This is a genomic window from Pseudomonas sp. KH_021 (assembly GCF_057838865.1).
In genome coordinates this window covers 634,294-646,309 of the sequence record NZ_CM174477.1, presented here as the reverse complement: position 1 = coordinate 646,309, position 12,016 = coordinate 634,294, and the positions used below count along the sequence as shown (strand labels likewise).

The 12,016-nt window shown below is 61.3% G+C and carries 11 protein-coding genes; 5 read left to right on the top strand and 6 right to left on the bottom strand.

Annotated features, from left to right (window positions below; genetic code table 11):
- Position 1 precedes the first annotated feature (1 nt).
- Positions 2 to 1,519, top strand: coding sequence for an apolipoprotein N-acyltransferase (gene lnt, locus AC3IX4_RS03095; protein WP_489259183.1), 1,518 nt, complete (start codon positions 2 to 4; stop codon positions 1,517 to 1,519).
- Here the strand turns inward: lnt and AC3IX4_RS03090 are convergent.
- Together AC3IX4_RS03090 and AC3IX4_RS03085 are read right to left on the bottom strand one after the other, a co-directional pair.
- On the bottom strand, positions 1,469 to 2,284 hold the full coding sequence (locus tag AC3IX4_RS03090; RefSeq protein ID WP_489259182.1) for a YdcF family protein: 816 nt from the start codon (positions 2,282 to 2,284) through the stop codon (positions 1,469 to 1,471). The genes lnt and AC3IX4_RS03090 overlap by 51 nt on opposite strands.
- 127 nt (positions 2,285 to 2,411) lie before the next feature.
- Positions 2,412 to 2,729, bottom strand: coding sequence for a hypothetical protein (locus AC3IX4_RS03085; RefSeq protein WP_489259181.1), 318 nt, complete (start codon positions 2,727 to 2,729; stop codon positions 2,412 to 2,414).
- Positions 2,730 to 3,014: 285 nt separating this feature from the next.
- Here AC3IX4_RS03085 and leuS point away from each other — a divergent pair, with 285 nt between their 5' ends.
- From leuS to AC3IX4_RS03065, 4 genes are all read left to right on the top strand, one after another.
- Positions 3,015 to 5,621 carry a leucine--tRNA ligase gene (gene leuS / locus AC3IX4_RS03080; RefSeq protein ID WP_489259180.1) on the top strand — a complete coding sequence of 869 codons (2,607 nt, stop codon included), beginning with the start codon at positions 3,015 to 3,017 and terminating at the stop codon, positions 5,619 to 5,621.
- Positions 5,622 to 5,690: 69 nt separating this feature from the next.
- Entirely contained in the window at positions 5,691 to 6,296 is a 606-nt protein-coding gene (locus AC3IX4_RS03075; RefSeq protein ID WP_489259179.1) for an LPS-assembly lipoprotein LptE, read from the top strand.
- 40 nt (positions 6,297 to 6,336) lie between these two features.
- Positions 6,337 to 7,374, top strand: coding sequence for a DNA polymerase III subunit delta (holA, locus tag AC3IX4_RS03070; protein WP_489259178.1), 1,038 nt, complete (start codon positions 6,337 to 6,339; stop codon positions 7,372 to 7,374).
- A 122-nt stretch (positions 7,375 to 7,496) separates the two neighbouring features.
- Positions 7,497 to 8,828, top strand: a complete 1,332-nt coding sequence (locus tag AC3IX4_RS03065) for a lytic murein transglycosylase (protein WP_489259177.1) — start codon at positions 7,497 to 7,499, stop codon at positions 8,826 to 8,828.
- Between the two features lie 147 nt (positions 8,829 to 8,975).
- Here the strand turns inward: AC3IX4_RS03065 and AC3IX4_RS03060 are convergent, their stop codons facing one another.
- The 4 genes from AC3IX4_RS03060 to AC3IX4_RS03045 all read right to left on the bottom strand — a co-directional run bounded on the left by AC3IX4_RS03060 (position 8,976) and on the right by AC3IX4_RS03045 (position 11,952).
- Entirely contained in the window at positions 8,976 to 9,902 is a 927-nt protein-coding gene (locus AC3IX4_RS03060) for a S66 peptidase family protein (protein WP_489259176.1), read from the bottom strand.
- 88 nt (positions 9,903 to 9,990) lie between these two features.
- Positions 9,991 to 11,019 (bottom strand): lipoyl synthase, encoded by a 1,029-nt coding sequence (gene lipA / locus AC3IX4_RS03055; RefSeq protein ID WP_489259175.1) that lies wholly within the window; start codon positions 11,017 to 11,019, stop codon positions 9,991 to 9,993.
- Position 11,020: 1 nt separating this feature from the next.
- Positions 11,021 to 11,668, bottom strand: a complete 648-nt coding sequence (gene lipB, locus AC3IX4_RS03050) for a lipoyl(octanoyl) transferase LipB (RefSeq protein ID WP_489259174.1) — start codon at positions 11,666 to 11,668, stop codon at positions 11,021 to 11,023.
- On the bottom strand, positions 11,668 to 11,952 hold the full coding sequence (locus AC3IX4_RS03045) for a DUF493 domain-containing protein (protein WP_489259173.1): 285 nt from the start codon (positions 11,950 to 11,952) through the stop codon (positions 11,668 to 11,670). Before AC3IX4_RS03045 ends, lipB begins: the two co-directional genes overlap by 1 nt.
- Positions 11,953 to 12,016: the final 64 nt, after the last annotated feature.

Here is a 12,016-nt window from a genome sequence, read left to right as displayed (position 1 = left end):
CATGCGTTGGTTCACCCGCCCCGGCTGGCCCGGTAATCTGCTGGCCGTGGCGGCCGGTGCCATCACCACCCTGGCGCTCGCGCCGTTCGACATCTGGCCTTTGGCATTGCTGTCCTTGGCCCTGCTCTACCTGGGCCTGCGCGAGCTGACGCCACGCCAGGCATTTGCCAGGGGTTGGTGCTACGGTTTCGGGGTATTCAGCGCAGGCACCAGCTGGATCTACGTCAGCATCCACACCTACGGCGGCGCCTCAGCCTTGCTGGCCGGCTTATTGATGCTGGCATTCATCGCCGCCATTGCCCTGTTCTTCGCTCTACCCACCTGGCTCTGGGCCCGCTGGCTGCGCCGCAATGAAGCCCCACTGGCCGACGCCCTGGCCTTTGCCGCCTTGTGGCTAGTGCAGGAAGCGTTTCGCGGCTGGTTCCTGACCGGTTTCCCCTGGCTTTATTCCGGCTACAGCCAGCTCGACGGCCCACTGGCTGGGCTCGCGCCGCTGGGCGGAGTGTGGCTGATCTCTTTCAGCCTGGCCCTGACCGCCGCCCTTGTGTGCAACCTTGGCCGCCTCAAGGAACGCAAGGCGTTCCTGGCGGCTGGTCTGGCGCTGCTGATCGCGCCCTGGGCGATTGGTCTAAGCCTCAAAGGCCATGCCTGGACCAGCCCTTCCGGTGCCCCTCTGCGCGTCGCGGCCATTCAAGGCAATATCGAACAGAGCCTGAAATGGGACCCGGCACAACTCAATGCACAACTGGCCCTCTACCGGGACATGACCTTCACCTCCAAGCCCGTGGACCTGATCATCTGGCCAGAAACTGCCATACCAGTACTCAAGGAGTCGGCGCAGGGTTATCTGGACATGATGGGCAAATTTGCCAGTGATCGTGAATCTGCTTTGATCACGGGAGTGCCGATCCGTCAGTGGGTGCACAACCAGAAGCGCTATTTCAATGGCATCACCGTAGTGGGCCAGGGTGATGGGCAATACCTGAAGCAGAAGCTGGTGCCTTTTGGAGAATACGTCCCCCTGCAGGATCTGTTGCGAGGCCTGATCGCCTTCTTCGACCTGCCCATGTCGGACTTCGCCCGCGGCCCTGAAGACCAGCCGATGCTGCAAGCCAAGGGCTACCAGATCGCCCCCTACATCTGCTACGAAGTGGTCTATCCAGAATTTGCCGCAGGCCTTGCCGCCCGCAGCGACCTGCTGCTGACCATCAGCAACGACACCTGGTTCGGCACCTCGATCGGCCCGCTGCAACACCTGCAGATGGCCCAGATGCGCGCACTGGAGGCGGGCCGCTGGATGATCCGCGCCACCAACAATGGCGTCACCGGCCTGATCGATCCGTTCGGCAAGATTACCGCGCAGATCCCGCAGTTCGAACGCGCCATTTTGTACGGCGAGGTGGTACCGATGCACAACCTGACGCCTTACCTGCAATGGCGCTCCTGGCCGCTGACAATCCTGTGCGGGTTAATTCTGGGCTGGGCCCTGCTCGCCAGCCGATTCGCCAAGACGGTCTGACCCTCCCCGATAGAACAGGCGGTAGCCGATCAAGCCTACCGCCTCGTTCAATAGAAAGCCGCTCTGCCACATCGCCTTGGTTTCTGGCAACCAGCCGCCAAACGGGCGGGCATTGTCCCCGCCTAGAAAGCCCACCGGTGCCGCAATGACGCGCAAGCCCGCCTGCTCGAAACTCCAGCGCGAACGCTGCATGTGCCAGGCATGCGTCACCAACACCACACGGCGACGATCAAGCCCCAACAGCGCGGCGCTCATTTGCGCGTTCTCCCACGTGGTGCGGCTGCGCTCCTCTTTCCAGCGCACGCTCACGCCAAAATCGCGTTGCAGCGACTCGGCCATGATCTGGGCTTCGCTGGGCGGCGACCCATAATGCAAACCACCGGTGATCAACAAGGGCAAGCCCGAGGCCTTGGCCAGCCGCGCGGCATAGCGAATACGCGCCATCGCCAACGCGCTGGGCTGGTCCTCCCCGCCCCAAGCCGGATCACCACGCTCACGCCCGGCCCCCAGCACCACAATGGCATCCGCGCGCCTAGCCAGATCAGCCCATTGTTGTTCGGCCAAGGGCGGCTCGGTCTCCAGAGCCCGGGCCGACCACTCCACCACGATCGGCAGGCTCATTAACCAGAGCCCGCCCAACCCGAGCACAAACGCGAGCGCCGCCAACCGCGGCCGTGATCGGCGCAGCCAAAAGGCAAGCAGCAACAGCAGGAAAAAAAGGCCTGGCGGGAGAACGAGTTGTTTAATCAGATAACGAAAAGGCATCGGGCATCTCCTTGGATGCCCGAAGCCTAAGAGGATTGGCAGCCAACAACAATGTCAGCCTGCCATCTGTGTGAAAGGGAATCTTGCATTCGACGCACTCCAGCCTGCGTCAGGCTCGTTGCAATGGTTATTTGAATTGCAGCGTTCTGGATTTGACCGTGGATTTACCGCCTCTCTTGTCCTTCAACCAGACAACGCTGGCCGAACGAGGCGACTCTTTAATCTGCACAGCGCCGGAGCTTCCCTGCCCAGCTACCGGGATGGATTCCAGGTAGGCATTGATCAATTCGAATTCAGCGCGGCTCAGGCCACGTAACTCCAATTCAGCAGGCATTTCATCTCGTAACCGAACCGAAGTCCGAGCCACATCCAGGGCAAGCCCCAAGCGGTCGAGCAACCGTTCGTACAGCTCCGATTTCATTGCTTTAAGCTGCGACTCTACCATCCGCTCACCTCATCGAAGATAAAACAAACTCCCCATTGATGAGCTTAGCGTTGCCCACAAAACCGACCGTACGCTGCGACCAACGGATAACGTAGGCTGCAAGCCAAACACTCGTCTGAAATATCGCATGGCAGAGCCTTGGAACGGCCTGGATGCAATCAGCGTTTCCCTCGATAGATCGGGGTCATGTATGCTACTGCGTTCATCATTAGACACCGGATTGCCGAGTGCAGCGTATTCATAGCTGCCTGGATAAGGTCACCCATTTCTCAGCGCAAAGTAGCCATGCACGAACTCTATCAGCCCCGCGAAATCGAAGCCGCCGCCCAATCGTTCTGGGACGAGCAAAAGTCCTTTGAAGTAAGTGAACAGCCAGGCAAGGACACCTACTATTGCCTATCCATGTTCCCCTACCCTAGCGGCAAGCTACACATGGGGCACGTGCGCAACTACACCATCGGCGACGTGATCGCCCGCTACCAGCGCATGCAAGGCAAAAATGTCCTGCAGCCCATGGGCTGGGACGCTTTCGGCATGCCCGCTGAAAACGCCGCGATGAAAAACAACGTCGCGCCGGCCAAGTGGACCTACGAAAACATCGACTACATGAAGACCCAGCTCAAGAGCCTGGGCCTGGCCATCGATTGGTCGCGTGAAGTCACCACCTGCAAGCCTGATTACTACCGTTGGGAACAGTGGCTGTTTACCCGCCTGTTCGAAAAAGGCGTGATCTACCGCAAGAACGGTACCGTGAACTGGGACCCTGCAGACCAGACGGTCCTGGCCAACGAGCAAGTGATCGACGGCCGTGGCTGGCGTTCGGGCGCGCTGATCGAAAAGCGCGAAATCCCGATGTACTACTTCAAGATCACCGCTTACGCCGACGAGCTGCTGGAAAGCCTCGACGAGCTGCCGGGCTGGCCTGAGCAGGTCAAGACCATGCAGCGCAACTGGATCGGCAAGTCGCGCGGCATGGAAGTCCAGTTCCCGTTCGATCAAGCCTCGATCGGTTCGACCGGCGCCCTGAAAGTCTTCACCACCCGTCCTGACACCCTGATGGGCGCCACTTACGTGGCCGTGGCCGCCGAGCACCCGCTGGCGACCCTCGCAGCCCAGGGCAACCCGACGCTGCAAGCCTTCATCGACGAATGCAAGAGCGGCAGCGTGGCCGAGGCCGACGTGGCCACCCAGGAAAAGAAAGGCCTGCAGACTTCGCTGTTCGTCGAGCACCCACTGACCGGTGAAAAACTGCCGGTGTGGGTCGCCAACTACGTGCTGATACACTACGGCGACGGCGCGGTCATGGCTGTGCCGGCCCACGACGAGCGCGACTTCGAGTTCGCGACCAAGTACAACCTGCCCATCAAGCCGGTTATCCGCACCAGTGCCGGTGACCATACCCCGGCCCCTTGGCAGGACGCCTATGGCGAATACGGCCAACTGATCAATTCCGCCGAGTTCGACGGCCTGGACTTCGCCGGCGCCTTCGACGCCATCGAAGTCGCCTTGATCCGCAAGAACCTCGGCCAGTCGCGCACCCAGTTCCGCCTTCGCGACTGGGGCATCAGCCGCCAGCGCTACTGGGGCTGCCCGATTCCGATCGTCCACTGCGACAGCTGTGGTGACGTGCCGGTGCCGGAAGACCAACTGCCCGTCAAGCTGCCAGAAAACGTCGTCCCCGATGGCGCGGGCTCGCCGCTTGCGCGCATGCCTGAGTTCTACGAGTGCAGCTGCCCAACCTGCGGCAAGCCTGCCAAGCGCGAAACCGACACCATGGACACCTTCGTCGAGTCGTCCTGGTACTTCGCCCGCTACGCCTCGCCCAACTACGAAGGCGGCATGGTCGACCCTAAAGCGGCCAACCACTGGTTGCCGGTCGATCAATACATCGGCGGTATCGAACACGCGATCCTGCACCTGCTCTATGCGCGCTTCTTCCACAAGCTGATGCGCGACGAAGGCCTGGTCAGCTCCAACGAGCCGTTCAAGAACCTGCTGACCCAGGGCATGGTCGTTGCCGAAACCTACTACCGCGTCGCTGCCAACGGCGGCAAGGACTGGTTCAACCCAGCCGACGTCGAAGTAGAGCGCGATGCCAAGGCCAAGATCATCGGCGCACGCCTGAAGACCGACGGCTTGCCGGTTGAAATCGGCGGCACCGAGAAGATGTCCAAATCCAAGAACAACGGCGTAGACCCGCAGTCGATGATCGATGCCTACGGTGCCGACACCTGCCGCCTGTTCATGATGTTCGCCTCGCCTCCCGACATGAGCCTGGAGTGGTCCGACTCCGGTGTCGAAGGCGCCAACCGCTTCCTGCGCCGCGTCTGGCGCCTGGCTCAGGCCCATGTGACCCAAGGCCCGGCCGGCAAGCCTGACCTGGCGAACCTCGGCGACGAGCAGAAAGTCGTGCGTCGCGCCATCCACCAGGCCATCAAGCAGGCCAGCGTGGACGTGGGCCAACACCACAAGTTCAACACCGCCATCGCCCAGGTGATGACGCTGATGAACGTGCTGGAAAAAGCCCCGCAAGGCAGCGAACAGGAGCGCGCCCTGCTGCAGGAAGGCCTGGAAACCGTCGCCCTGCTGCTGGCACCGATTACGCCGCACATCAGCCACGAACTCTGGAACCAACTGGGCCACAGCGGCGCCGTCATCGACGCCAACTGGCCTGTTCTGGATGAAAGCGCCCTGGTACAAGACACGTTGGTGCTGGTGATCCAGGTCAACGGCAAGCTGCGCGGCCAGATCGAAATGCCTGCCAGCGCCAGCCGCGAGGAAGTCGAGGCGGCCGCACGGGTCAATGAAAACGTGCTGCGCTTTACCGACGGCCTGACGATTCGCAAGGTCATCGTCGTTCCCGGCAAACTGGTCAATATTGTCGCCAACTGATCGAAGCGGGCGCCCGCCTCAACGGGCGCCCGTCGCAGAATCGGCCTACAGGGTTTCAAGGAGCTTTACATGATCAAACGCAATCTGCTGGTAGTGGGCCTCGCCATGCTGATGAGCGCATGCGGTTTCCAGTTGCGGGGCACGGGCACCAATGAATTGGCCATCAAGGAGTTGGACGTCACCGCTCGCAACGCTTACGGCGATACCGTCAAGCAATTGCGCCAGTCGCTGGAAAGAAGCGGTGTAAATGTTCATGCCGGCGCACCGTATAAGCTGGTCCTGACCCGTGAAAACGAAACCCAGCGTACCGCCAGCTACACCGGTTCCGCTCGCTCTGCCGAGTATGAGCTGGGCACTGAGCTGGAATACGAAATCCAGGGCCAAGGCAACCTGCAACTACTGGGCGACAAACTGGAAGTGCAGAAGGTCTACATCTACGACGGTAACAACGTCGCAGGTTCCAGCCAGCAATCGGAGCAGGTTCGGGGCGAGATCCGCCGCGAGCTGATCCAGCGCATGATGCTGCGCCTGCAGCAATTGACGCCTAACCAGCTTGAAACACTGCAAATTGACGCAGAAGCCCGCGCCAAGGCTGAAGCCGATGCCCTGGAAGCCGCTCGCCGCTCGCAACAAGCGCAGCCGCAGCAGTCGCCAGTACAACTGCCCTTCAAGTGATGCCGAGCGGGGCATGTGAGTGCCCCGCCTGCAAACGCCTATGAAACTACTCCCCGCCCAACTCAACAAGCACCTGCAAGGCAGCCTGTCACCGGTCTATGTGATCAGCGGCGACGACCCGTTGCTGTGCCAGGAAGCCGCCGACGCCATCCGCGCAGCCGCTCGACAGCAAGGCTTCGATGAACGCCAGGTATTCAGCGCCGATGCCAACTTTGACTGGGGCACCTTGCTCCAGGCGGGTGCCAGCCTCTCGCTGTTTGCCCAGCGACGCCTGCTGGAACTGCGCCTGCCATCGGGTAAACCGGGCGATAAAGGCGCGGCAGCGCTGATCGAATACTGTTCGCGCCCCGCCGAAGATACGGTGCTGCTGGTCAGCTTGCCCAAGCTTGACGGCAGCGCCCAGAAAACCAAGTGGGGCAAGGCCCTGATCGATGGCCAGGCCACTCAATTCGTTCAGATATGGCCGGTGGAGGCTGCGCAACTGCCGCAGTGGATCCGCCAGCGCCTGTCGCAGGCCGGGCTGGCTGCCCAGCAGGATGCCGTCGAGCTGATTGCCGCCAGGGTCGAGGGCAACTTGCTCGCCGCCGCCCAGGAAATCGAAAAGCTCAAGCTGCTGGCCGATGATCAGCAAGTCACGGTCGAGACCGTACAGGCTGCAGTGGCCGACAGCGCTCGCTTTGATGTGTTTGGCTTGGTGGATGCGGTGCTCAATGGCGAGCCTACCCACGCCCTGCGGATTCTCGAAGGCTTGCGTGGTGAAGGGGTAGAACCCCCCGTGATTCTATGGGCACTGGCGCGCGAGTTAAGGGTACTTGCCAACCTGGCCCAGCAACACAGCCAGGGCATACCCCTGGACAAGGCTTTCAGCCAGGCGCGCCCGCCGATCTGGGACAAACGCAAACCATTGATGAGCAAAGCCCTGCAACGCTATTCGGCGCAGCGCTGGGCCTTGTTGCTGCAAGATGCCCAGCAAATCGATGCGCAGATCAAGGGCCAGGCAGCCGGTTCCCCGTGGATCAGCTTGTCTCGATTGTCGTTGCTGATGGCGGGTCAGCGTCTGTCCCTGCCCGCTCAGTAACGCTTGCCGCGAAGCCTTCCCCCTTGAAAGCGGAGGGCTTCCTACTTTTTGGCGGCACAGGGGCGCGAACCTTCCAAGGCATGATATGGTCAATACCTGAACGGTATGACCTGGACCATTGCATGCTTCCACGCTTTTCAAATCGTTGGCAATTACGCCAACTGATGACCGCCTCCAGCCTGATCCTGCTCGTCGCCTGCGCCGAAAAGCCTACGGCTGCCGATGCTGTGCCACTGGAGCCTGCCAAACCCGCTGCCACGCCCACTTTGGTGACCCCGATAAAGCCGGTGGCGCCACCTGATGCCGACGCCTTTATCCCGCCGAGCCAATCGTTCGAGCAATGGCGCGAAGGCTTTCGCCAACAAGCACTGCAAGCCGGTGTTTCCCCTGCCTTGTTCGACCGCGTTTTCGCCGGTATCGAGCCAGACATGAGCGTGGTCAAGGCCGACCGTAGCCAACCCGAATTCACCCGCCCGGTCTGGGAATACCTGGAAGGCGCCATGTCGCCTGTGCGTGTGCGCAAAGGCCAATCGCTGCTGGCCCAATACGCAGACATTCTGGAGCAGATTGAACAGCGCTATGGCGTTGACCGCCAAGTGCTGGTCGCCGTGTGGGGCATGGAAAGCAGCTTCGGCCAATTCCAGGGTGACAAGTCGGTGATCCGCTCCCTGGCGACACTGGCCTACGAAGGCCGGCGCCCAGACTTCGCCCTGAGTCAATTGATAGCCGCCTTGCAGATCCTTCAAAACGGCGACGTCCAGCCTGAGCGCATGCTCGGCTCATGGGCGGGCGCCATGGGGCAGACTCAGTTCATCCCCACCACCTACAACACACATGCCGTGGATTTCGACGGGGATGGCAGGCGAGATATCTGGAACAGCGCAGCCGATGCCCTGGCCTCGACTGCACACTACCTGCAAAGCTCAGGCTGGCAGCCCGGCCAACCCTGGGGCTTTGAAGTGGCGCTCCCCACCAGCTTCGATTTTGCCAAGGCCGACGGCAGCCTGCGCATGAGCGTCAGCGAATGGCAGCAGCTGGGGGTTACGCTGCCAGCCGGTGCCCGCATGCCGGCCGGTGTCGAAAATCTCTCCGCCGCCCTGCTGTTGCCCGCAGGTTACCGCGGCCCAGCGTTCCTGGTGCTGGACAACTTCCGCGCGATCCTCAAGTACAACAACTCATCGTCCTATGGCCTTGGCGTGAGCATGCTGAGCCAGCGCTTCGACGGCACCGGCTACATCTACGGCCAATGGCCGCGCGATGACCTGCCATTGAGCCGAACCGAGCGCATCGAGCTGCAAACCCTGCTCAGCGCCAATCACTACGACGCCGGCAACCCGGACGGCATCATCGGCGCCAACACCCGCAAGGCCATCCGCAGCGCGCAACAGTCACTGGGCTGGCCGGCGGACGGCTACCCAACGCACAAGCTGCTGGAGAGCCTGCGTAACCGCTGAAACCCCTACAGCATTCGATTCATTCGATCGGGTAGGAGCAGAGCTTGCTCGCGATGGCAGCGCCACGGTACATCTGGCATACCGCGGCGATGCCATCGCGACGGTTCGGCGCCCCGACAAGCTCTGCTCCTACACAAGTCCCCGGGTTCAGGATAAAAACAGATTCTGTTGCAGGTGCAGCGTCTGGCGATCAGCATCCAGGCTCATCAGCGCACCCAGCGGCAAGGTCAGGTTGGGATCACAATGCCCACTGCGCCATCCCGCCAGCACCGGAATGCCCATAGGCTCGAAAGTCTGGCGCAACAGCGGCGCCAGATCAGCCACCGTCAGTTTGGTGAAGTCCCCCACCAGTACGCCCTGCAGCCCCTCGAACTTGCCCGCCAATCGCAGTTGCGTCAGCAGCCGATCCACGCGGTACAGCGGCTCACCGATATCTTCGATAAACAATAGCTTCCCGGCCAGCTCGATCTCGAAGGGCGTGCCCAGCGTGGCGCCGATCATTGCCAGGTTGCCGCCTACCAGCGGTCCTTGCGCCTTGCCAGACACAATCGTGGTCAAGGGCCACTGCTCCGGGTGCTCCAGCTGATCCCCGGCTCGTAGCTGCCCCTGCAGGCACTGGAACAAGGACGACTCGGTCGGCGCCTGCTTTTCGGTCAGCAACTCCGAGGTCAGCATGGCGCCGTGAAAGGTTGGAAAACCTGCAAAGCGGGCGATTGCGGTATGCACCGCCGTGACATCGCTATAGCCGACAAAAGGCTTGGGGTTGTCGCGCAGCAACTGAAAGTCGATACGGTCCAGCAGGCGCATGCTGCCGTAACCGCCGCGCAAGCAAATGATGGCCGCCACGTCAGGGTCAGCGAAGGCAGCGTGCAAGTCAGCCAATCGACAGTCGTCATCCCCTGCCAGGTAACCGGCGTGGGCCGTGACACTAGGATACAAGCGGCAGGCAAACCCGCGCTGGGCAAACCAGTCGCTGACCAGGTCACAGTCCAGTTCACGGGGGCCAGCAGGCGCGATAATGGCGATCAGGCTGCCAGCCGTCAGGGGTTTCAACAATGGGACTTGAGGGCTCACCAGTAGCATTCCTTGTCAGCAGAAACAAAAATGCCGACATGAGCGCAGAGGCTCGATGTCGGCATTACACAGCACTCAAGACAGCCGATCAGAGCTTGATCTTGGCCTCGTGAGCCTGCTGGTCGGCGTGGTACGAAGAACGCACCAGAGGACCGGAAGCCACGTTCTTGAAGCCCATCTTGTGGCCTTCCTCGGCGAACCAGGCAAAGGTGTCCGGGTGCACGAAGCGTTGCACCGGCAGGTGGCTACGCGACGGCTGCAGGTACTGGCCCAGGGTCAGCATGTCGATGTTGTGCTCGCGCATGCGATGCATCACTTCGATCACTTCCTCATCCGTTTCACCCAGGCCCAGCATCAAGCCGGACTTGGTCGGAACGTGGGGCACCAGTTCCTTGAACTTCTGCAGCAGGGTCAGCGACCACTGGAAGTCCGAGCCCGGGCGCGCAGCTTTGTACAGGCGCGGTACGGTTTCCAGGTTGTGGTTGAACACATCTGGCGGCTCTTGGGCGGTGATGGCCAGTGCCACGTCCATACGGCCGCGGTAGTCAGGTACCAGAGTCTCCAACTGGACGCCCGGCGACAGTGCACGAATTTCCCGCAGGCAATCAGCGAAGTGCTGGGCACCGCCGTCGCGCAGGTCGTCACGGTCAACCGAGGTGATCACCACGTATTTCAGGCGCAGGTCAGCGATGGCGACCGCTAGATTCTTCGGCTCATCGGCGTCCAGAGGTTTTGGACGGCCGTGGCCCACGTCGCAGAACGGGCAGCGACGGGTGCAGATGTCACCCATGATCATGAAGGTGGCCGTGCCGCCAGAGAAGCACTCACCCAGGTTCGGGCAAGAGGCTTCTTCGCAGACGCTGTGCAGCTTGTGCTTGCGCAGCAGTTGCTTGATACGGTCGACTTCAGGGGACACCGGAATGCGAACACGGATCCAGTCAGGCTTTTTCGGAAGCTCTTCGGTGGGGATGATCTTCACCGGGATACGCGCGACTTTCTCGGCACCACGCAGTTTGACGCCAGCTTCCACTTTTGCACGGGCCGGGCGTTCGGAAACATTTACCGTGGGGATCAAGGATTGCACGGTGTCTTCAACCGTTTCTTGCGCAGTAGTCATATCAATCGATTCCGCCCGTGAGGGTCGTCTGCTCAGCAAAGTCGAGGTGCTTGACGAGCTGCGAGCGCAGCCTTGCACTTACCTCGGCCAATTCAATCGGGCCTGTATGGTCGCGCAGCTGGGTCATGGCCAGCCCCGCATACCCGCAGGGATTAATTCGTCGGAATGGCGCAAGGTCCATGTCCACGTTCAAGGCCAACCCGTGGAAGGAGCAGCCATTGCGAATGCGCAGGCCGAGGGACGCGATCTTCGCGCCGTCGACGTATACACCCGGTGCGTCGGCCTTGGCAGCCGCCTCTACACCGTAGCTGGCGAGTAATTCGATCAGGCTGCGCTCGATCCGGCTGACCAGATCTCGAACGCCAAACCCCAATCGCCGCACGTCCAGCAATAAATAAGCGACCAGCTGGCCAGGGCCGTGATAGGTCACCTGGCCGCCGCGGTCAACCTGCACCACCGGGATATCCCCCGGCAACAGCAGGTGTTCGGCCTTGCCGGCCTGCCCCTGGGTAAACACCGGTGGATGCTGCACCAGCCAGATCTCATCGGCTGTCTGCGGTCCACGTGTATTGGTGAATGCTCGCATGGCTTGCCAGACCGGCTCATAGGCCATCTGGCCCAACTCGCGAAAGCCCAGGGCGGTCGACATCAGAGCACCATCTTCACGAAACCCGTCGCGCGCAGGGCGCTGTTGATGTCCATCAGCTGTTCTTCGCCCGTGGCAATGATGTGCAGCTGAATGGTGGTGTATTTGCCATTGGCGCTCTGGCGCTCGGCCAAAGTCTTGAGGTCAACCACGGCATGCTCGGACAAAGTCTTGATGACCAAGTCCTTGAAGCCCACGCCCGTGTCGCCGATTACCTTGATCGCGTAATCGTCGCAAGGGAACTTGATTTTGTGTGCTTCTGGATCGATGTCTTTTGGGTCAGTCATAGCAGTAACGGCCTCTTAAGCCGCGACGACGAGCACGCCCCGGCTTGAACCAAGCCGGGGGCGA